Annotated in this window: 20 protein-coding genes; 12 read left to right on the forward strand and 8 right to left on the reverse strand. The window is 46.1% G+C overall.

Features of this window, described 5'->3' with window-relative positions:
- Window positions 1–5: 5 nt before the first annotated feature.
- On the forward strand, window positions 6–1,091 hold the full coding sequence (locus AC5JL3_RS30365) for a peptidoglycan-binding protein (RefSeq protein WP_496077990.1): 1,086 nt from the start codon (window positions 6–8) through the stop codon (window positions 1,089–1,091).
- Window positions 1,092–1,238: 147 nt separating this feature from the next.
- Here the strand turns inward: AC5JL3_RS30365 and AC5JL3_RS30370 are convergent, their stop codons facing one another.
- On the reverse strand, window positions 1,239–2,063 hold the full coding sequence (locus AC5JL3_RS30370) for a DUF2927 domain-containing protein (protein WP_496077991.1): 825 nt from the start codon (window positions 2,061–2,063) through the stop codon (window positions 1,239–1,241).
- Between the two features lie 262 nt (window positions 2,064–2,325).
- Entirely contained in the window at window positions 2,326–2,694 is a 369-nt protein-coding gene (locus AC5JL3_RS30375) for a hypothetical protein (RefSeq protein WP_496077992.1), read from the reverse strand.
- On the opposite strand from AC5JL3_RS30375, the gene AC5JL3_RS30380 reads away from it, so the two are divergent.
- Together AC5JL3_RS30380 and AC5JL3_RS30385 are read left to right on the forward strand one after the other, a co-directional pair.
- Window positions 2,688–5,024 carry an NACHT domain-containing protein gene (locus tag AC5JL3_RS30380; RefSeq protein ID WP_496077993.1) on the forward strand — a complete coding sequence of 779 codons (2,337 nt, stop codon included), beginning with the start codon at window positions 2,688–2,690 and terminating at the stop codon, window positions 5,022–5,024. The two genes, AC5JL3_RS30375 and AC5JL3_RS30380, sit on opposite strands and share 7 nt — an antisense overlap.
- 704 nt (window positions 5,025–5,728) lie before the next feature.
- Window positions 5,729–5,986 carry a TIGR03643 family protein gene (locus AC5JL3_RS30385; RefSeq protein ID WP_496077994.1) on the forward strand — a complete coding sequence of 86 codons (258 nt, stop codon included), beginning with the start codon at window positions 5,729–5,731 and terminating at the stop codon, window positions 5,984–5,986.
- Window positions 5,987–6,445: 459 nt separating this feature from the next.
- Here AC5JL3_RS30385 and AC5JL3_RS30390 read toward each other — a convergent pair whose 3' ends face one another.
- On the reverse strand, window positions 6,446–6,709 hold the full coding sequence (locus tag AC5JL3_RS30390; protein WP_496077995.1) for a hypothetical protein: 264 nt from the start codon (window positions 6,707–6,709) through the stop codon (window positions 6,446–6,448).
- A 390-nt stretch (window positions 6,710–7,099) separates the two neighbouring features.
- On the opposite strand from AC5JL3_RS30390, the gene phaA reads away from it, so the two are divergent.
- The 7 genes from phaA to AC5JL3_RS30425 all read left to right on the forward strand — a co-directional run bounded on the left by phaA (window position 7,100) and on the right by AC5JL3_RS30425 (window position 14,690).
- A complete protein-coding gene (gene phaA, locus AC5JL3_RS30395; RefSeq protein ID WP_496077996.1) occupies window positions 7,100–8,290 on the forward strand; it encodes an acetyl-CoA acetyltransferase PhaA in 1,191 nt (396 codons plus the stop codon).
- A 65-nt stretch (window positions 8,291–8,355) separates the two neighbouring features.
- Window positions 8,356–9,078 (forward strand): acetoacetyl-CoA reductase PhaB, encoded by a 723-nt coding sequence (gene phaB / locus AC5JL3_RS30400; RefSeq protein ID WP_496077997.1) that lies wholly within the window; start codon window positions 8,356–8,358, stop codon window positions 9,076–9,078.
- 78 nt (window positions 9,079–9,156) lie between these two features.
- Complete coding sequence (locus tag AC5JL3_RS30405; RefSeq protein WP_496077998.1) at window positions 9,157–10,017, forward strand: alpha/beta fold hydrolase; 861 nt, start codon at window positions 9,157–9,159, stop codon at window positions 10,015–10,017.
- A gap of 161 nt (window positions 10,018–10,178) precedes the next feature.
- Window positions 10,179–11,195: an SDR family oxidoreductase gene (locus AC5JL3_RS30410; protein WP_496077999.1), complete on the forward strand. Its 1,017-nt coding sequence runs from the start codon at window positions 10,179–10,181 to the stop codon at window positions 11,193–11,195.
- Between the two features lies 1 nt (window position 11,196).
- On the forward strand, window positions 11,197–11,778 hold the full coding sequence (locus AC5JL3_RS30415; RefSeq protein ID WP_496078000.1) for a poly(R)-hydroxyalkanoic acid synthase subunit PhaE: 582 nt from the start codon (window positions 11,197–11,199) through the stop codon (window positions 11,776–11,778).
- Window positions 11,779–12,508: 730 nt separating this feature from the next.
- The gene (phaC, locus tag AC5JL3_RS30420; protein WP_496078001.1) at window positions 12,509–13,564 is read left to right on the forward strand and encodes a class III poly(R)-hydroxyalkanoic acid synthase subunit PhaC; all 1,056 of its coding nucleotides are present in this window, start codon (window positions 12,509–12,511) and stop codon (window positions 13,562–13,564) included.
- 130 nt (window positions 13,565–13,694) lie between these two features.
- Window positions 13,695–14,690, forward strand: coding sequence for a tyrosine-type recombinase/integrase (locus tag AC5JL3_RS30425; RefSeq protein WP_496078002.1), 996 nt, complete (start codon window positions 13,695–13,697; stop codon window positions 14,688–14,690).
- A gap of 6 nt (window positions 14,691–14,696) precedes the next feature.
- Here the strand turns inward: AC5JL3_RS30425 and AC5JL3_RS30430 are convergent, their stop codons facing one another.
- The 3 genes from AC5JL3_RS30430 to AC5JL3_RS30440 form a co-directional block, all read right to left on the reverse strand.
- Window positions 14,697–15,077: a hypothetical protein gene (locus tag AC5JL3_RS30430; protein ID WP_496078003.1), complete on the reverse strand. Its 381-nt coding sequence runs from the start codon at window positions 15,075–15,077 to the stop codon at window positions 14,697–14,699.
- 246 nt (window positions 15,078–15,323) lie between these two features.
- Window positions 15,324–15,998: a Uma2 family endonuclease gene (locus AC5JL3_RS30435; protein ID WP_313929825.1), complete on the reverse strand. Its 675-nt coding sequence runs from the start codon at window positions 15,996–15,998 to the stop codon at window positions 15,324–15,326.
- Window positions 15,999–16,133: 135 nt separating this feature from the next.
- The gene (locus tag AC5JL3_RS30440) at window positions 16,134–18,074 is read right to left on the reverse strand and encodes a DUF3370 family protein (protein ID WP_496078004.1); all 1,941 of its coding nucleotides are present in this window, start codon (window positions 18,072–18,074) and stop codon (window positions 16,134–16,136) included.
- Here AC5JL3_RS30440 and AC5JL3_RS30445 point away from each other — a divergent pair.
- Window positions 18,073–18,297, forward strand: a complete 225-nt coding sequence (locus tag AC5JL3_RS30445; RefSeq protein WP_496078005.1) for a hypothetical protein — start codon at window positions 18,073–18,075, stop codon at window positions 18,295–18,297. The genes AC5JL3_RS30440 and AC5JL3_RS30445 overlap by 2 nt on opposite strands.
- Before the next feature lie 109 nt (window positions 18,298–18,406).
- Here AC5JL3_RS30445 and AC5JL3_RS30450 read toward each other — a convergent pair whose 3' ends face one another.
- Window positions 18,407–19,852: an adenylate/guanylate cyclase domain-containing protein gene (locus AC5JL3_RS30450; RefSeq protein ID WP_496078006.1), complete on the reverse strand. Its 1,446-nt coding sequence runs from the start codon at window positions 19,850–19,852 to the stop codon at window positions 18,407–18,409.
- Window positions 19,853–20,027: 175 nt separating this feature from the next.
- A complete protein-coding gene (locus AC5JL3_RS30455; protein WP_496078007.1) occupies window positions 20,028–21,062 on the reverse strand; it encodes a molybdopterin-dependent oxidoreductase in 1,035 nt (344 codons plus the stop codon).
- A gap of 157 nt (window positions 21,063–21,219) precedes the next feature.
- On the opposite strand from AC5JL3_RS30455, the gene AC5JL3_RS30460 reads away from it, so the two are divergent.
- A complete protein-coding gene (locus AC5JL3_RS30460) occupies window positions 21,220–21,726 on the forward strand; it encodes a helix-turn-helix domain-containing protein (RefSeq protein WP_496078008.1) in 507 nt (168 codons plus the stop codon).
- Window positions 21,727–21,853: the final 127 nt, after the last annotated feature.

The following is a 21,853-nucleotide window of genomic DNA, read 5'->3' on the forward strand; positions in this document are numbered from 1 at the left end:
ATGGTATGGAAACACTTGCCTACGCACATTTACATACAGCCTACGAAGAAGCAGACCTCAATCCGACTGCTTACGAGCTGAAATTATTTAACAACTTCAATTGGCAACCACCTAGCTCAGCTTGGATTAGGTTTTTAGCCACTGTTATCGCTATCTCCGTTTTGAGCATGGCTGGTAGTTCCCTGGCTGCCTATGTCAGAACCAATGGCAGTCCCTTGAATATTCGCGCCACGCCTGGGGGTGCTGTCATCGGCAGTTTACGCAATGGCACCTATATCGGTCTTAGTGGTTCTACCTCTAGTGGCTGGTCACGGCTTTCAACAGGTGGCTGGGTATCTTCCAGTTGGATAAGTGGTAGTGGGGGCGGCGGCGGGGGCGGTGGCGGTGGCAGTGGTTATGGCTCCGTTGCCCTTGTACGCACGAATGGCTCACCGCTTCATATTCGCTCAAGCCCTAGTGGCGCTATTGTCGGCAGCGTCGCCAACGGTAGCCAGGTTTCTCTTAGTGGTCGTACATCTGGTGGTTGGTCACAACTTTCTAATGGTAACTGGGTATCCTCCACTTGGATACGAGCCAGTTCTGGTAGTGGTGGTAGTGGTGGTAGTGGTGGTAGTGGTGGTAGTGGTGGTGGCGGTGGGGTACCCTCAGGCACCTTGCAAATTGGTAGCAGTGGCTCCGCCGTGACTAACCTCCAGAATCGCTTGAGAACTCTGGGTTTTTACAGCGGGCCTGTAACTGGATACTATGGTCAGTCAACTGCGGCGGCAGTAAGAAACTTTCAAGCCTCGGCGAGACTGCAAGTAAACGGTATTGCTGGACCGCAAACCCTAAGCGTATTGTATGGCGGTAGTTCTGGGGGAAGCGGCGGTGGGGGTGGTACGCCCTCAAGCACCTTACGAGTGGGTAGCAATGGCTCAGCCGTTACTAACCTTCAGAATCGGTTGAGAACCCTTGGCTTCTACAACGGACCCGTTACTGGATACTATGGTCGGTTAACTGAATCCGCTGTAAGAGACTTTCAGATATCCAGGAGAATACAAGCTAACGGTATTGCTGGATCACAAACCCTAGGCGTTTTGTATGGTGGCTAGTGCAGGGGGCGGAAATAACTATCCACTTGAAAAAGGTTAAAAGCTTACTGTATAAGCTTTCTTTCCTTCGGCTTCCTGCATAAGAGCCTTCTTGCATTAGGTTTTAGAATCTAGGAGTTTGAAATGAACTTCCTTTACGGGTGCATTCTACTGAAAACGAATTGAACAAAATGGATCAACTGAAAAATCAAGAGCAGGGTCGGCATCACTTGTCCCACAATTAGATATAGGTTCTTTTTTTGCTTCAAGTTTTTGCAACACCTCTAGAACTTGTGACTTGGTCATTCCTGGACGGATTTCTGGAAGAGTAAGCATTTGAATAACAGCTTTGTCGAGATCTGAATAGTCTGTAACATCAGTCCAGCCTTGATAAAAAATACTTTCTTGGTATATGTAGGAATCTTTCATTAACCCTAAAGATTGTGTGAGTTCTTCTCGAATCAGGTGAGAGCGTTCTTTTTGGGTTAGTCCAATAGTGGAAATTAGAATTCTCGAATTATAAATGGCATCATTATCCCAGTCTGTCCAGAAAAAGCCATAGTTGACGGGAGAATAGTTTGGCTCGTATTGTGCAAATTGAGATTCGGGAACAAAGTAGATTTCTAGATTAGGATTCTTAGCATCAATTTGCAATTTTATACTATTAGTTAAGGTATTGATTTCGTCAAGGACTGTTTGTAAAGTTTTAAGGTCTTCAGCAGTAGGAGAACCATTGACCTTAATTTTGATATCCCTATCCCATTTCTTAATGGTTGGATTTGAGCTTCCAAACTCAGACCCAAGGGCAATTTCAAAAAAATAATTAATTTGAGCAGGTGTGTAGTTTCTGTTAACTAGTTGAATATGGTTTTTTGTATCAAGCTGCTTGTGATTCCCAGAGTCAGGTAGCTGGTAAGCCGAGAGTGTCTGCGAACTTAAGAGACTTAACAGAGTTGACTGAACCACTAGTACACAAAAGCTTTGCTTACGCATAGTAAATTCGGATAATCAGGTAGATGCATTGACGTTATCAATAACAATCAATGTTCCTTAGCATACCTAATTAGCGGTTAGCGAACTTTCTATCTTAAAAGTGAGAATCTGATAGCAAGGATAACGGATTGAGCCTAGTACTTCCGTATTATATTAAGGGTGTGCGTGAGTCTAGGATACTAAAAGCTTTCTTCTTACGATAAATGAGAGAAGTGAGTGCAAGAAGAGGAAAGAAGGGCTATCGGATAGAATGCGATCGCATTTAGTTTCGCCAACTCATAATGAGCTTTTTGTCTAGAGAGATAAGTAAGTTTTGCTCAACCGTTAGCGCCATACCGTCGTTGAAACTTCTATTTAATGTATTAATTGCTACTTTAGAAGTTATTGTTTTAGCCTCCGCTGGTTGTCCAGCAATCCAGATGAGGCAGACAGTAACAGCCACGGCTTCGAGTAAGAGTTGCAGATTCCGAAGGTTCATGCTAGCTAAGGAGATGTGACGGTTGAAGACTTCTGAAGATGAATTGAGTATAAAATCCAGATGTTTGCGATCGCGTTTGCACCAATGTTTGACTTTATGTATAAGTATTGGCACGCACAATAGAAGAAAGGTATTAGGGTTGGGGTATGGCAAGGCGATCGCTCCAGGCATCTGTAGAAGGCATCAAAAAAGCAAAACAAGCATTCCTGCGAAAAGGCTGGACGCAAGAATACCTAGCGGGTGAGGTGGGTTTAGAAACTCGTCAGCCGATTTGGAAGTTTTTTGCGGGTAAACCCGTTGATAGAGGTGTCTTTAGCGAAATCTGCTTTCAGCTAGACCTGCAACCGGAAGAAATCGCGCTTCAACTCCAAATTGATGAACCCACAGCAGAAGAGAAAGTTCAAGACCTCGCTAATGCGATTGATGCACTCGTAACCAGGGTGCGCTCAGAGCGTCACGATAAAATTCAAGACCAATGCGGCACCCTGCACCTCTTGGATATTGCACGACCTGTAGGTTTAGATGACCTTTACGTTGAGGTCAACATCCTTGAAGAAATTACCAGTCAGCGTTGGCTAGAAATTTCTGACTTACAAGGCTTCAAACCTGAAGAATTTGACCGCCTGGGTTTGGGGAAAGTGCGTCAGGAACAAGTACCAGGACTTAAAGCCGTTGAGCGGTATGCCAAATTGATGGTACTGGGTAAACCGGGTGCTGGGAAAACTACCTTTTTGCAGTATCTTGCCATTCAGTGCAATCAAGGGCATTTTCAAAGCGGGAGTGTTCCCATTTTCATCCGGCTGAAGAACTTTGCAGAGGATGCCCTGGATGAAGGCAACTTCAGCTTATTAAACTACATCAATCAAGAATTCTCCCGCAGTGGTGTTTCCGAGCAAGATGTTGAAACGCTACTCAATCACGGCAAAACCTTGATACTGCTGGATGGTTTAGATGAAGTACCAGAAGCAGCTAGTGATGAAGTCATCAAACAAATTCGCAAAATAGCGGAAAAATATTACAAAAATCAGCTAATTATCACTTGCCGGATTGCTGCTCAAGAGTACAGATTTCAAGGATTTACCGAAGTCGAGATTGCCGACTTCAAACCCGCGCAAATTGAAAACTTTGCCAAAAAGTGGTTTGTCGCCGTTGCTCGGAATTCACCCGAATCTGGCTTGAAAAAGGCATCACTGTTTCTTGAGCAGATGGCGCTGCCAGAACATCAACCTATCAGAGAACTCGCCGCCACACCTGTCTTGCTCAACCTGACTTGCCTGGTGTTCCATGCTAAGGCGGATTTTCCCGTTAAGCGCTCTGACCTTTACAAACAAGGGCTTGACCTGCTCTTAATTCGTTGGGATGAATCTAGAGGGGTTAGGCGAGATGACATTTATCGTAATTTATCATTGCCCCACAAACTCCAGTTGCTCAGTCAGCTAGCAGCAATTACGTTTGAGCAAGGGGATTATTTCTTTGAGGAAAGCCGACTCCAGCAATTAATTACGGACTACTTACGCACCTCACCCAACGCACAAACTGACTCAGTAGCTCTAGAGCAAAATAGCCTTGCTGTCGTGAAATCTATTGAGATACAGCATGGACTGTTAGTTGAGCGAGCGCGACGAATTTACTCATTCTCCCACCTGACGTTTCAAGAGTACTTTACAGCAAGAGCGATCGTTACTGGCACTCATCTGTCCTTGCCACAGCTAGCAGAACACCTGACCGAGAAGCGTTGGCGAGAAGTGTTTTTACTAACCGCCCAGATGTTGCCGAATGCAGATGAATTGTTGCAACTAATGAAGCAACAAGCCGATGCCTTAGTATCTGCGGATGAGACATTACAACCATTCCTCAATTGGGTAGCAAAGAAATCTCTTGAGGTAAAGACACCCTACAAACCAGCCGCTATTCGTGCCTTTTATCTAGCGCTTGCCCTTCCTCCTAACCACCGACTGGCTAGTGACCAAACTTTAGCCTTAGCCATTGACCGCAATCTCGCAGGTAATTTTGGAGGTGACCTTGCCCTGGATTTGGCTCTAGTTCAGGCTTTGGGGGTTGCCCTCGCACTGACTCCAGAATTAGCCTATAACCGAATATCTGCCCTTCGCCTTGCCCTTGACCTTAACCACCTAACTGGGGTTGAGGTAATCAACGATTCACTCAAGCAACTTAAAAACCAGCTACCGAATTCAGATGCAGACCAAGAAACTATCAAGCAATGGTGGCAAGAAAATGGTCAAGATTGGGCAGCGCAATTGAGAAGTGTCATGATTGACCATCGCAATATTGGTCATAAATGGCACTTGAGCGAAGCTTCACAACAGTTGGTTGAACAGTATGCCAATGCTAGTCAGTTACTCGTAGAGTGTCTCAACAGTAATTGTCAGCTAACACCAACAGTACGGCAGATGATAGAGGAAACATTGTTGTTAAGTCATTACTCGTTCTGCGGGGTCAACTCCGGTGGTTCCTGCACGTAGGCACCAGTGCGATCGCAATGACTACGCTATGGTAGTGACTTGACAAACCCAAGAGAGTTGCTTAAATAGTCTTAATACCATTCGACACTTTGGTAAGTAAGTATTTATAACAAGCAATGGCACTTAAGCTCTGTCTGAAAACCACTATCGGAACTACCCTGACTACCAGCCTGGGAGGGTTGTGAGACGAGCCTGCTTGCCTTAGAAGCCAGAAATCGCACCCCTCCCAGCAACGCTTCGGAGGGGTTTTTAATGGCTTGCAAACCCTCTAGGTAAAAGCACGCAACCGCACAATCGCAAAAACATTGACGATGAGAACAAGAGATGATTCTTTGCGCTGACTTCATGACAACTACCACTACCACCACCACCCAAATCGCGACTGGAGGGACGTGATGTAATTCGTCATGCACGCAATACCCAAACGTTCCCCCTCCAGGCAATCCTCGGAGGGGTTTTTAGTAGATATCAACAGGAGAAGAACAATGTACGACCATCGAGCGATCGCACGCTGCAAAGAACAAATTATTTACCGGATGAGAGGGAAGGATATTATGAGGAGTTAGTCGATCGCCTATAGCGGGTGTGTTGATATAGCAATCTGATTGGAGTTGTAAAATAATCCTGGTACCTGCTCCCGGACTCCTGAATTCGATACGTTAGGCTATGAGTATGTACTCCACAGTATTTCTGACATCGTTGCAATGAATCTCCCCGACCTCGATTCTGAAACCATTGATCGCATTATAGAGATGGCGTGGGAAGACCGCACACCCTTTGAGGCAATTGAACAACAGTTTGGGCTTCAGGAAAAACAAGTCATTGCTCTAATGCGGCGAGAAATGAAGGCGTCTAGCTTTAGGATGTGGCGCGAACGTGTAAGTGGGCGTCAAACCAAACATCTCAAACAACGCGACTTCGTTTCTGGACGCTTTCACTCTCACAATCAAAAAGGTTCTTGATGGATTCTAACAGAGGATTTGGGTATTGGAGTAATAGTGCGCTCTTGTAAAAATGTTCACCCCATTAAATAGCTTAGAGCACTTAGCCGCAGTTTAGTAAAGGAAGTAGACAAGGTTCCTAGAAGTTAGATTCTCTCTGAAGACGTTTGTAGTTAATAGTACAAACTTACTTAATATTAGACCCTTCCTATGGACAGAGGATTGAACCAAGTAATAAAGTTAAGGTCTATATGAGGCTTTTACTGGTCTATTAACAATTTCATTAGAAGCAAACACTAACTGTTCCGCATGAAACCTATTTCATATAGAAAAGCTCCCAAAGATACTATCTTAGGGGCTTTATTAGTCCTTAAGAGGATGTTGCCGAGTTGATGATTTCCTAATGGCTTACTCTACGCCTAGTAAAAACAAAAAATGCTCTGGATGTGACTGATGTAACTCTAATCACTCGGCTTTTATTTAAGACTTACGCAATGTATTAAAGTAACTCTCCCACAATTGTTTCTGAGCTTCGATTGACAGACGGCTGAATAGAGCCTGAAATTCAAGTGAGCTTGTCACCACCTGTTCCTGAAATTTCAGTGTTTTATCGAAAGTATCACGGGCGTTAGGCATATTGGAACTCTGCATATTTGGCATCATAGATGCCCAGCTAGTAAAAATTCCTCTTTGCAACTCACTTAACTGTCTTAAGTACTGCTCCAAGCTATTACTCCAATCCATTACCTTTGCTCCTTTAACTGTATTGATGAATACTGATTGCCTTATCTAGAATCTTATTGAATAATAATGGATAAATACTGAAATTGAAATGCACAAAAACAAGATTTCATGTCGATGCATTAGAAATACATATCTTTAGGAAGAAACGTCTTTTAATCCTCGTGGATTAAGCAAAATACCTTTGTGAAAAAACACCTCTTGCCAGGTTAGTTCATCGAGAGAATTGGGTTGTTCCAGTTTCATAAAAGCATAGCTGCCGCTCATCTTAGAGCAACCTTTCATAAGTAGCAGAAAATTTCTGCGACTACCAATGCAAACTGCTTTCATAAGCATCCTGCTTGAAGTTGGTAACAGTTAATGACGTGAAATTTTAAAAGATGATGAGGATGTATGGAAGAAGTTTATATTGTCTCAGCAGTACGCACACCGCTTGGTCGGTTTGGAGGGGCATTAGCAGGTTTTTCCCCAGTCGATTTAGGTGCCCATGCCATGCGATCTGCCTTGGAACAAGCCGGAGTACCGGACGACGCTTTAGACCTGTACATCTTTGGGAATGTACTCAGGGCGGGTCATGGACAGTCAGTGCCTCGTCAGGCAGCTTTTAAGGCACAGATTCCGGACACGGTGAATGGGTATGCCGTGGATATGGTGTGTTCATCAGGAATGATGAGCGTGATGAACGCCGCCACTACTATCCGCTCTGGAGATGCTGAAATTGTACTGGCTGGTGGAATGGAATCCATGTCCCAGGCTGGGTTTTTCTTATCACATCGAGCCAGATGGGGGTACAAATTGCTGCTGGGTTCGCCAGAGCAACTCACCGATACTTTGCTGTACGATGGTCTCACCGATCCCACTACTTCCGAAACAATGGGAGAGCAAGCTGAGCGACTAGCAGTGGCTTACAACGTAACGCGACCCGACTTGGACGAAGTTGCCTTTTATTCACAGAAACGAGCAGCGATCGCAACTGAGCAAGGTTGGTTTAAAAGGGAGATTGTACCCATTGAAATTTCGGGAAAGAAAGGTTCGCGACTTATGGACACGGATGAGGGAATCCGCCTCGAAACCACCTTGGAAAGCCTAGCTAAACTCAAGCCTGCTTTCCGAGAAGATGGAGTGTTTACGGCGGGCAATAGTAGCCAGATATCAGACGGAGCAGCCGCTCTCGTTTTGGCAAGCGCAAGAGCAGTGGAACGCTACGAACTCAAGCCTTTAGCACGGGTGGTTGGGGGAGCCTGGATCGGTGGCGAAACTTGGCGCTTCCCGGAAGTTCCCATCCTGGCAGTAAACAAGCTTTTAGAAAAGCTCAAGATGAGAATCTACGATTTTGACCTGTTCGAGAACAACGAGGCATTCGCTTTGAGCAGCGTGTTGTTCAACCGAGTGCTGGGTGTTCCATACGAAAAGCTCAATGTCTATGGGGGAGCGATCGCTTTAGGACATCCCATTGGCGCTTCAGGAGCGCGAATCATCGTCACGCTGCTCAACGCCTTGCAACAAAGGAATGGGCAACTCGGATTGGCAGCCGTCTGTCATGGGACTGGTGGTGGAACTGCGATCGCATTAGAGCGGCTTTGATAAGGAAAGAGAAATTCTTTTCTTGTTCCTTTCGCCTTTTTCTTTCATGGAGTGGAGAGTGGTTGATGCAATCTTTAGGGCTGGAAGATAAAGTTGTTCTGGTAACGGGCGGGAATCGAGGGATAGGAGCAGCGATCGTTCGTTTGCTCTTAGAGTTGGGAGCCAAGGTAGCCTATACTCACCGCAGCGAGAGTATTACTCAGCAGGGGACGCTGGAAATTCAAGCTGATGTGACCGACTCCGCTGCAATGGAGGCAGTGGCAGAACAAGTTGAACAGAAACTTGGTTCAATTTATGGGGTTGTAGCGAATGCTGGGATTACCCGTGACAACTTTTTTCCAAAACTGACTTCTGAGGATTGGGATGCCGTCATTGGCACTAACGTGAAGGGAGTTTACAACACGCTAACGCCCGTTATCCCGAAGATGTACGAGAGGCAAGAAGGCTCTGTTGTCTGCATTAGCTCAATTTCGGGCGAACGAGGAAACCTTGGTCAAAGCAACTATGCTGCATCCAAGGCGGCTGTGATTGGTTTAACTAAGTCCTTAGCTAGAGAAGCAGCTCGGTACGGGGTGCGGGTCAATGCTGTGTCGCCGGGATTTATTGAGACTGATATGGTTAAGTCGGTTCCAGACAAGGTGAAAGAGCGCATTGTCTCTGAAATTCCACTTCGTCGCTTTGGTAAGCCTGAAGAAGTGGCTTGGGCAGTGGCGTTCCTGCTCTCGCCAATTGCTAGCAGCTATGTTACGGGTGAAGTTCTCCGTGTCAATGGTGCCCATCATACTTGAGAGACGCGCTTCCCAAAGCCAGAAACTAGCATTGAACAATAGTTACACTTCTTAATGTATATAGTAGCGGAGCAACGTGTGAAAACAGCGATTGAGGTTGAAGAGCGGCGAATCAATGTAGGCGGTTTAACTACACGCTACTTTAAGGCGGGTGATGATGGTCTACCGTTAGTGCTGCTACATGGAGATAGTGCCAGCGCTCTGGATTGGTCTTGGGTACTGCCCAGGCTAGGAGCTACATATCGCGTCTATGCCCCGGACTTTCCAGGGTTTGGTGAGAGTGCTAAACCCAGCCGTAACTATACTCCGGAATTTCTTAAGCAGTTCTTGGTCGATTTTCTCAACGCGCTTGGCATTGAGCAGGCGGTACTAGTAGGTAACTCCCTAGGTGGACTTGTTTCTCTACGCTTTGCGCTGTCACATCCTGAACAAGTGGCGGCTCTGGTGCTGGCAGACAGTTCCGGGCTTGGTTACTCAGTTACGCCGTTTCTGTCCCAGTTAACCGTGCCCTTCTATGGGGAGGCTGCGATCACGGGGTGCGCTACACCGATTGGCGCAAAGATGCGATCGTGGTTACGGGCAACACTGCTTTTTGCCCACCCCTCGCAGGCTCCCGATGTGTGGCTGGCGGAGCAGGAGCGAATGTCACTAATGCCGGGTTTTCTTCAAGCTACTCTGTCTTCACTACGTGCCCAGCTTAATGTATTGGGACAGCGCCAAGTGTTGCTCGATTCTCTACCACAGTTGCAGATGCCAACCCTGATTGTCTGGGGTACTGATGATTCGGTTTTCCCAAAAGAGCAGGCTCAAGATGCCGTTAGTCGCCTACGGCATGGACAGCTTGCCTTGATACCTGACTGTGGTCATCTACCCCATATCGAGCGTGCTGAAATTTTTAGCACGGAGTTAAGCAAGTTTCTCACGGAAGTTACTGGTTAGACATTTGGTTCCATCTGTCAACCCTGAGACTGAGGTAGGTACACTTACTCTGTCCTATTTATTGGTAGAAGTTGAGTTTGTCGATTTCAACTAAAGCAAACGTTTCTAGATGACTTTACCTTCAGGGGTAAAGGTGTGATGAGGATTTTAAGGAGACATCGATGCAACTGAAGCCAATCAATCAGCAGGTTGTTGCCGTCGTTGGGGCTTCCAGCGGCATCGGACGTGAGGCAGCCCTACAGTTTGCCAAGCGAGGGGCAAAGGTGGTTGTCTCGGCTCGTAGTGAGTCGAAGCTAGCGCCCTTGCTAGACGAGATTCGCGGCTTTGGTGGTGAGGTAACTGCTGTGGTAGCCGATGTGGCGGTATTCGAGCAAGTTAAGGCGATCGCAGATCGTACCGTTGAGATATATGGGCGACTCGATACCTGGGTGCATTGCCCTGCTATTGCCGTCTATGCCCCTTTCGATCAGACAAAACCAGAAGAGTTTCAGCGCGTCATTGATGTTGGTCTAATGGGGCAAGTTTACGGTGCAATGGCAGCACTGCCCCATCTTAAGAGTGAGGGTCGAGGAGCGCTAATTCATATCTCTTCAGTCTTGGGCAGACGAAGTCTCCCACTTCAAAGTTCTTATTGCACAGCTAAGCACGGGATGGAGGGATTTATCGAAGCCCTGCGCGTCGAACTGCGACATGAGCGCATCCCCATCAGTGTGACAAGTGTGAAACCTGCCGCTGTCAATACACCCCTCTACAACAATGCGCTCACGAGGTTAGGTGTAAAGCCAGCAAGCTTACCGCCTTTCTACGAACCGACGCTAGTAGCTGATGCGATCCTTTACGTTGCCGAACATCCCACCCGTGACTTCTTAGTTGGGGATGCGGCGAGAGCCATAGATGTGCTTCAACGGCTCTCGCCATCACTGGTAGATTTCATATTAGAGCGTGTCGCCTTTCGACTCCAAAGGACTTCGCAGCCGAAATCTGAAGATGCACCAAACAATCTTTATGAACCTGTCGCAGCCAATGACAGAGCCAAGGGAGATTTTAGGAACCTAACGATACCGAGCCTTACTGACTGGCTAGATAAGAACCCACCGTTTAAGTGGGGTGCGATCGCCAGTATAGCGGCGTTGGCATTGCTGGTTGTACAAGCATTCAACAACGAGGGGCGAATTTAGGATGGAGCTTTGGGCAGGACTACTGCGGCTGTCACTAGAAATTGTTAGTAAGGTGCTAGTCAGCTACGCTTTGGCATTAAGTGAGCTGGCAAACCTCTACTGGGACATTTATGAAAAGACATTTGGTACCGTTCTACAAAGCCCAAGCTTGGGGTACACCCGTGAATTCAACAACAAACTGTTTAAGAGCTTTGATGCCTGGATAAACTTCTATAAGGCAAACTTTGAGTATCAAGTTGTGCTGGTCGATGTTTGGTTGAAAGCCTTTGAAGAACTGACGCGGGAGTTGGCTTCCTTTACGGAAAAAGGCGAAACGCTTCAGAACTGGCAGCAGTTTCTGCAAGTCTGGAGTAATCTATTTGACCGGGTATTTGCACAAACGTTCCGTTCAGCGGATGCCCTTGAAATCCAGGGGAAGTTTTTGAACTCAGCCATGACCTACAAGCTTCACCAGCAACAGCTAATGGAAGTATTTCTCAAAATGTATGACTTGCCGACCCGGAGCGAAGTGGACGAAATTCACCGTAGTATTTACGAGATGCGTAAGGAGATAAAAAGCCTTAAAAAAGCTTTGAACGAATAAGGCTTATAAGATCTCATTTCTGCGATAGTACAAAGATGATGAGTGACATTGAAATGAAAATATTTTCATTAGTATTAGGTCTTTTTATACACTTTCTTAGATACGCCTGGAGTTAGATGTGATTTCTAGTAGGAGGAGTAAATTGGAAGATAAGTAAAGATAGCAATGACTGATATGAAAAGCGGAAAAAAACAGAGTTACGATCCAGGTTCTAATGATATTTCGAGCGCTATAGATCATGGTCAAGACGGACTGAACCCGAATAAAAGTCTTCCTGTACAGTTGACATTCGGTGTCTCAATAGGAGTTTTTGTACTTCTGCTTCTTGCTACGGTTCTTTATTATAATGGAGCTTTCACTTAGTGCTATTTAGTTAATGAATGAAGGTACTTAACTGAGGTTAGAGATAACATCAGCATAATGAGAATTCATAGCAGTGTCTTTGATTTGTCAAAAGTTCTTAAAGGCACTGCTCTATTTTTATATTTGTGTAAGGTTCAACAGGCAGGTGAGTGAAACGGCACAATATAGCTCTTCAGCCGTCAGCTTTCAGCGGTCAGCTTTCAGCCAAATAGCTCTGGCTAAGGGTCATAGCCTCTGTTGTGCCTTAATCTATACTTCGACTGCTATACTTCATAAGCATTTTGACTTTTGACTTCCGCGTAGCGATATTAGGTAGCCTGAAGGAAACAACTTTTATTTTTTCTCTTCAGAGGTGTTTGAGGATGCGATGTACGAGTTTAATGAGCTAGCTCAAAAACTGGTTAAGGGTGGTGAGGTCTTCAGCCGCCTGCGCGAAGAGGACATTCAGATTGGGGTGACTCCCAAGGAAGAGGTCTACCGAGAGGACAAGGTGGTGTTGTACCGCTTCGTGTCAAAGGTGGAGCATTCTCTAAACATTCCCATCCTCATCGTTTACGCGCTAGTCAACCGTCCCTACATTGTCGATTTACAGGAGGGGCGATCGCTTGTTGCCAATTTGCTCAATCTTGGTCTGGATGTTTACCTGATTGACTGGGGTTATCCAAGTCGAGGCGATCGCTGGCTGACGCTTGACGACTACATCAATGGCTATATCAATAACTGTGTGGATGTAGTGCTAGAAAGGCATAACCTAGAGCAAATCAACCTGTTGGGGATTTGTCAGGGAGGTGCTTTTAGCCTCTGCTACAGTTCCCTTTACCCAGAGAAGGTGAAAAACCTGATTACTATGGTTACCCCGGTTGATTTTCACGTCAAAGAGGGACTCCTCAATGTTTGGGGTGGATGCACTTTGGGATCAAAGGCTCTAGATGTGGATTTAATGGTAGATACTCTGGGTAACATCCCTGGCGACTTCCTGAACTTGGAGTTTTTGCTGCTGAAACCTTTTCAGTTAGGAGTTCAGAAATATATTGACCTTCTGGAGAACATCGACTCTGAGGACAAACTAGTCAATTTTCTCCGAATGGAAAAGTGGATTTTTGATAGTCCTGACCAAGCTGGGGAAGCCTATCGACAGTTCATGAAGGACTTTTACCAAGGAAACAAATTGATTAAAGGTGAGGTAGAGATTGGCAAGAAACGAGTAGATCTGGGGAATATCCGCAGTCCGACTTTGAACATTTACGCTAAGCAAGATCATCTCGTTCCCCCAGCATCCTCAATGGCTCTTGAGAAGTACATTGCAAGTGTTGACTATACTGCGTGTTCCTTCCCAGTCGGGCATATTGGGATGTACGTCAGTAATAAGGTGCAGCAAGACCTTCCGCCAACCATTGCTAATTGGCTTAAGGCGAGAGCCTAAGTGCAAGAAGGCAGAAGATAGGAGGCTCCAGGGCTTTTATGAAAGAAAGCTTGAATAGTAAGCTTTTGAATAAGTGTGATTATCGGTACTAGGGGTGATAACATGAGAGAAATTCTTAAAAAACTTAGCTATGCCTACTGTGGCTACGCCAAGCCAAGTCACATCTGAGTCATCCAGCTTGGTAGTCACGACAGATAACCTGCTGGAAATCTTTGCTGAGTTCCTAAATATAGATGTCAGTGCTGGCGATGCTGCCTTGGATACCCTCAATACCTACCGTCGCCAAGTTCAGCAATTTGTTGATTGGTGCGATCGCCAAAAACTCAATGCCGCTGAAGTCACCAAAGATGACATTAAGCACTACCGCCGTTGGATGGTAGAAAAACAGAAATTTAAACCAGCTACCGTAGCCTTGAAGCTATCTGTAGTCAAACGCTTTTATCAAGCCGCTGTGGAAAAAGGGCTGATTTCCATCAATCCTGCGCTTGGTGTAAAACCCCCACGCGAGAAACGTGATCCAGCCGAAAAAATTACCTATCTAGAAAAAGCAGAAGTTGAGAGATTTTTAGAAGCCATCCCTCAAGATGGAACACTCAAAGCTGCACGGGATAGAGCCATGCTCGCGATTATGACATTAGAAGGGCCACGTACAGTAGAGCTACATCGTGCGAATATTTCTGATGTTGTAAGGCAGGGGGGAAATTTAGGAATCCGCGTAGAAGGCAAGCGAAATATTCGGGTTGTTCCTTTAATCCCAGATATTGCCAACATTTTGATGAGTTATTTGGACGCAAGAGAAGAGAATGGGGAAGAACTAAAACCTTCTAGCCCTCTATTTATAGCAGTAGGAAATCGAGCAGGTGGAGAGCGAATTTCCCGCCGTGGGATTAGGCTGATTGTGGATAGCTATCTCAAGCAAACAGAACTGAAGCAAACACCAGGTAGAACGATTTCAGCGCACAGCTTGAGACACACGGCTGGCACTCTCGCCTTGCGTTCTGGTGCAGAGTTACGGCAAGTGCAAGACTTATTGGGACACGCCGATCCAAGAACGACTTGTATTTATGCTCATGTTGCTGATCGTTGGGAGAATAATCCAGCACTGAAGCTAGGGATTAAAGTTTAAGAAACTCTAATCAGGCAACGTTGTAGATGGGGCACGTCCTTCGGAAAGTACCCGCTCAATCTTAAAATCCTCAATATTACTTTCAAAGCGATTGAAGATTACTCGCATCTCGCTATATCCAACGGCACCGGAGACACCTCGCTCACTGGGACACTTCACCCGTAACAATGTTTGAAATCCTCCTGAGTTTTCATTGAGATAGAAAGTTTTGGGACAGCCTGGACTGATAAACCCTTCAATCGCTAGTTGGTTAAGTGCAGCGATACCCAATGGACTATCTAAAATGTATTGCAAAGCATTGGCTTGCTCATCCGATGTCATACGCCGCCATTGCTGAGTTTGAGTTTGGCTGAGTTGCAAAGCAGGTTCGCGAGGTTCTGATGTCATTGCAGCCGAACTACAGACACTCATTAAACTTATCCCCAAAGCAAGGCAACTAACCAGGCGAGTTACCTTTCGGCTGTTAATTGAGCAAAAGTTTAGAAAAACATAAAAATTCTTGGAACTATCCATCAAATTGAGACTCCCTAGTTTTGGGTAGAAGCGCGGCGAAAATTTTACTGCCAAAATTGAAGTTAATACTTCACCACAAAGATTTTGACGGTTAGCAAGAGATATTGCTCCCGCATACCGTCAACCTTGACTAAAAGTTTTGAGTAGCCAGAGATTAATCTTCGTATCATCCTCTATCTGACTACGTTTGATCGCTTCTTCTACTGATGCGATCGCAAGTCCCGGCAAAACCTGTGATTCTCGAACTCTACCACTCCGTCCCTCTGCGATCGCAAATGCTACTATTTCGCCAATATTCAAATCATTTACCCAATATTCCTGCACTCCTGACTCTTCGTACATCAAGCGCTTGCGTCCCAATTCATCACTCACACTAGCAGCACCAAGTTCCACTACTAAACTTGGCGGGTCAAAGTCTTGAAGGTCAATTGGTTCATTGCTTGGCGGTGGGACTCTCAACCCAGAACCAATATAGAACGCTAAATCGGGTTGAAATTCACCCACACCCGCATTCCGAAAACTCGTGTTGGCAAACTCAACAATGCGGATGTTCTTAATGGTGGCAAAAAGACTAACCGCCTTGGAAATAATCGAACTTTGACGACCATGACGGGGACCAAGGGGCGACATCTCTATTCTTAAGAGTCCTTGATGGTAATAAAACCTGCCATCGGCATAAGCAGGATTTTCAGCTAGTTCAATAAATTCTTCCCAGCTAACCTTGCCCCACCAGGTATCTGTCACCAAATTTTTTGTAAGGGTAGCAACTCCGTAAGCGCTCGATGAACTAATCACAACGACCCGCCTCTAAAATTTGAGTGTGTTCACACTTACAGAGGTTTTTCTCTTTATCCGTATAGTAAATATAAAGTTATTGCGATCGCCTAAATTGGTAGTTGGATATTTGGCTTGTGCGATCGCATTCTCCACTTATTTGCCCAAAGTCCTAACCGTTAAAACCTGGGGAGGAGTGGAATCAGGCGGATAGATAAAATCTACCTGTACCTCTCGCTGCGCCCCAGGTGGTAAGTTCAGCGTCACCAGTGGTTCCCCCCGTTGTCCCCGTCTCTGTACCAAATGCACGTAGCGCGTCTGAGTTTGCCCATTCTCATCCTCGTAACGCACCTTCACCGTACCCCGAAAGAATACCTGTTCAACCCGTGGATTCAAGAACAGAAGGTTCTCGTTACCCCACTCATCTTTCAACGGTGTTTGCACAGACACAGTCACGGTTTGCGCTTGACTCGTAGAGTTTTGCAATGGCAAGGTGAGATTGTATTCCACCCCATAGTTGCTGTGGGCAAAATAGGCAGTATCAGAATAGCGCTTCAGCATGGGCGCACTTTGAACTTGTCCTGTGCTGAGGGTAATTAAATGGAGTGTTCCTAGTGGGTAAGAGAATGCCTTTCCTGGTTGTGGAATACTGAGATGTTCGATATTTGGATTATCTGTAATCTGTGTTTGCCATTGCGAACCCTCAGAAACACCTGCCACGCGCCCAAACACCGTTGGTTCTCTGGGTGGATCGAGGGGAGTAGGAACGGGACCACGCGGTTCTGCTAAACTGCCTCTATCTAGTAAGTTTTGCCATTCTGTCAAGTTGGGTGCGCGATAGGTGCCATTACTAGCTTGGGGTGCTTTCATCATTAAATTGGCAACATAAACCGCACCATCACTCCTCAACCGCATCATTGTAGAACGACCATTCGAGGCGGGAGTACGTTCTATGGGAATCGGCTGATTCATTAATATCTGGCTTTGTCCCGGCTGAATCACCAACTTTTCAGGGAAAATCGCTTGTCGGACTCCCCGCAAGACATCACTCATAGTACGACTACCGGGGCCAGAGTAGACATTGCCATTGGAATTATCCACCATATCGGGCAATGTTTTGAACGGTGCATCCGGAGTTCCGAGATAACTCACGGCTTGCAATACATCTACCGTGACGGGTTTGTCAGTCTTGTTGTGTAGAATCAAACCCTGGTAGAAAGGGCGGGCTTGGGCGGCAGTCTCTGCCCTAGCGATATGGTGAGTAAAGATGTCGAAGCGTCCGTTGAAGGCATAGTTTAGGTGGGCAGAGGGTACTTGTTTGCCTTCGGGTGGAAGAGTTGAAAGCAAAATGCCTTCTGTTTCTACGAGTTCTGGGCTATTACTGTTGAATGTGGGAATTGTGTCAAGTTTTCCCGGCAAAGGACGAATTTCTTGGGGGCTAACTTCTACTCCAGCTATGTACTGCGGTGGTACAGCGTAGATAAAGAGTGCCCGACAGATTAATGCCGCGACGTCCCCACGAGTGGCAATTTGATTAGGCTTTAACTGTTTAACGTTGGGATAGTTGACGACTAAGGTATTGACGGCAGCAGATGCGATCGCATTTTTCGCATAGGCGGGAATCTGGGCTGCATCTTCAAAATACTGCCTCAACGTGCTATCAGGATTAGCAGGGATACTGAAATTTTTAGCACCTGCTAAGACACCAATCGCTTGCACTCTTGGAATCTGCTGGTTGGGTTGAAATAATCCACCAGGATAACCAGAGAAAAATCCTCGTTTGTACGCCTCTTGAACTGCCGAATATGCCCAAAAGTTAGTCGGCACATCTTTAAAGGTTGTCCCACTCCGCTTAACTGGCGCATCGGGGAAAGCATTCAGCATCAAAACAGCAAACTCAGCACGAGTAATAGTAGCGTTGGGGCGAAAGCTACCATCTGGGTAACCACTTACCAGCTTCCGGGGTGCCATCTGGCTGATACACTCTTTTGCCCAATGATTGTCGATATCTGTAAAAGCGATCGCATTGGGTATTGATATTAGCAAGGAAGCCGCCAAGACTGAAGTGTTTGTTAGTAATTTCAAACCTAAACGCATGAATGGACTTCTACTTCAACTAAAGTCTTTGAAGTTTTTTATAGAGAATTTGTTGCCAAAACTCAGTTTATCAAGGGGAAACACCCTCCTACCTGTGTTGGAAAAACCCGGATTGAGGGACGTTGCCGCCCAAACCCTCAACGCCATGGAACCGGAGTTCTCGCGTCCCCCAGAATTGGGAAGCCAGCGCAGACACTTTCCAGAGGTAAGCGCTGGCTTCTGACTTTTTTTGTTGCAACATTGTTACTGTACCAGTAAGTTTGAAACTTAGTCAAGTATTTTTTATACAAGCAATAAAATTATTTCAGTGATATTACGGAGTTAATTAGGAACTAGTTCCCAATCCCCAATCCCCGTGAACTCGCCATCAACTCATAAATCGCCACTGGCTCATTCTTCCCCTTAACCTTTACTGATTCATCAACCAAACGCAGTTCAAACGCCTCTGGTCGTCGTAGCGCCGCAACAACAGACTCGGTTACTAAAACATCACAGTTGTATTTTCGGGTAAGACCCTCAACCCGCGCTGCCACATTCACGGCATCCCCAATCACCGTAGACTCAATCCGTGAAGTGAAGCCAATCGTACCCATGACTACCTCACCTCGATGAATACCAATACCAATATTGACTGTGGGTTGAAATTCGCGACTTCGTTTCTCATTAAACACCTTGAGACTCTGCTGCATTGCTAACGCTGCGTGTAGCGCACAGCCAGTTGTCTCATCCTCAAAGAGTGCCATAATCGCGTCACCAATGTATTTGTCAATGAAACCACCAGTATCATTAATCACTTGCCCCATACAGGCGAGGTAGTCATTTAACAAGGCAAAGGTTTCTAATGGTGTCATCTGTTCTGACATGGATGTATAGCCGCGAATATCGGCAAACAAAATTGTGATCAGGCGTGTTGAAGCAACACCAACCTGGATGTTCTCAATGCCATCAGACGCAATAACCGTCAGAAATTTCCCCGGTACAAAGCGTTCAAACGATTCAAGTGTTCTCTGAAGCCGACTAAAGGACGCTTGTAGGGCTGTAGCCATCTCATTAAAAGTCGCCGCCAAAGCCCCAATTTCGTCAGCACGTTGGATGTCAGCACGATGCTCCAAATCCCCAGCCGCAATCTTCGTCGCACTCATCTGTAAGCGTCGTACAGGGTTAGTTAACTCTCTAGCGAGAATGTAAGCTCCCACAAGCCCAACACCAAGTCCGAGAACACCAACTAACAAAGCCTTATTCACCGCATTCACTACCGCACGGTTAACTTGTCGTAGTGAAATTCCAAGACGGAAAGTCCCAATTTTCTCACCAGAGGCATTACGAATGTCGGAGGCAACCTCAAGCACTCGTTCACCACGACGCGCCCGCCGTTCACCCTGAAACTCAATGTCTCGCAGAATGAAGGTTTCCACGACAGGGGGAGTATCTGTGTACACCTGAAGCGCGGCATTGGTAATATCGGCTGGCACAACATCAGGAATGTACTGATCCTGAAAATCATTGGGCATGGCAGCGACAATTTGGTCAGAGGCGCGTGCATCTGAAACCAAGATGTAGACAAACTCAGGGTTTCGCCTCAACATCAGATTGAGACCGAGGCGAATTTGACCCCAATTTTGATCAACCAGTTCATTGGTCAAGGCATTGGATAGAGCAACAGCAAGAGTCTGAGCTTGCTGCCGCTTTTGTTCGCGATATACATCACCTTCATTTTTTGCCCAGCTCCAAACCACAGCACCAACAATCGCCACAATCAAAAGGGTGGTGGCAGTCATAATCCGAGTGTGGATTGAGTGGAATATCGAGAGCTTCATGGAGTTTTGAGAGTTGGGTGTTGCCGAAGCGGTACTGTATTTACTATCACGTCTTTGTTTTTAGGCAGCTATGCATTGGTCTATAAAAATCGCCGCATAACCTTGTAGAGGTGTTTCGGCGGAACGTCTCTACGACTTATTGTGTGACCTCAAGTTCCTCGACGAACGTGGCCCATCGCCGCACATCAGCCTGATCTTGACAAGCTGATGAAAGTGCTAGAGTTACGGGACCACCCATTTTTGCTGGGATCGGTAGTCGCTCATCACCCCAGTGAGTTGCGAGGAGAATATCACATCGTTTGACATCCGAGGCTTTTAGGCGGATTGGACTTGCTGGGTCGCGGTAAAGGGGGGATTTCCCGCGAACAATGACGGCACCGTTTTGAGGAAGTGTGAGTCCAGCAGAGGCGATCGCATCTCGCACCCGTACACCATGAAGCTTGACTTTATCAGCCGGCCAACCAATCCGGTAGCCAACGGCTTCTTCAATGGTTGTTTGAGGTAGTTTTTCAAGAGCAGCCGCATTGAATAGGCGACTACCCACTTTTAACTGTATCGGTTCGGTACCGACTACCATATCCGTGAGGTAAAATGCCCAGAAGCGATCAGGATACTTTTGCTGAAGTTGGGGAAACTGAGTCTGAGGGAAGACTAGGTAAAGGGGGCCACCTTCACTGCGGGAAATCTTTTTCCCATTCCGCTCTAAGGCAATGATAATCGGGTATTGCCGCAGGTCAGCAAGGCTGACTGTGGCTCGAAAGCCATCACGCGCAACAAACGTCACTTCACGAACCGTCGGTGCAACACCCACTTCATTGAGCAGGGTTGAAACAGAAACTCCCCGGAAGTTGAAAATTGCATTGGGAGTGTTTGTATTATGTGGCTCTTTCGTCTGGATTGTTGTCGTTGCTAAAGCTTCCAGTTTTGACAAGCTCAATACAACTGGCTGATTTGTTGAGGTTTGCCCTTGAATAACGAACTGCCAATCATTCTTGCTTTTGTCTGACTGTAAGTTCGCAATCCTTGCCGCATTTTGTGCGATCGCTTCTTGACGCCATGCATCCAATTCGGCACTCGTGGGTCGGCTAGTACAGCCAGTTAAGGGAGCAACTATATTCAACATTCCCAAAGCCAAGGGTATGTACATAAACGAATGCATCGTTTTTGGCATTTCTCTTTTTCTTTTTTTCTTTGCCAAAAGCTGTAGCATCGTCAGAGGTTTTTTCTTAATCAAAGTAAATCCATTAATGACTGGAAATTGCAGTTCTATCACTATTTTTAGGCAGAGTTTATATTAAAAGTATTTCGATGCGGAAAAATAGCAATCCATGGCTGGCGTTCTCAAAATCAACATTACACAGACCGCCCAACAGCTTAAAACTCTACTAGCTAAACAGACAACCGCAAGAGGTAAGGAACGTGTTCTGGCGTTGTACTTACTCAAAATAGGTAAAGCCACAACCCTAAAAGACCTAGCCCTTGTTTTAGGCAGAGATCCCGCAACGCTTTACCGTTGGTTACAAAAGTATAAGACACACGGACTAGACGGAATACTTGCAGTTAGGAAAGGTCAAGGCAGAAAACCAGCTATTCCAATAGAAGCTATGGAGCGATTGCGACAGCAGTTGCAAAACCCAGAGGAATTTAAAACTTATGGAGCCGTTAGAAGTTGGCTAAAGGAGGAGTGTGGAATTGATGCCTCCTACAAAGTCGTTCACGAAGCTGTGCGCTACAAGTTAAACGTGCAATTGCAATCAGCCAAACCTCGGAACGCACAGAAAAACCGCCCAACCAAAAAAGCCCTGGTAGAAACTACCTCACAAAGTCGTTGTTAGTTGTTGGTTGTTGGTTGTTAGAAAGACTAGTGCAGCGCGGCAGAAATAACCCACCAGTCTAGAGTGAGGTGACAACTAGTGCAGCGAGGCGGAAATAAGTGACCAGTTAAAAAAGGAAGCAAAAAGG

It is taken from the genome of Symplocastrum torsivum (assembly GCF_059505465.1).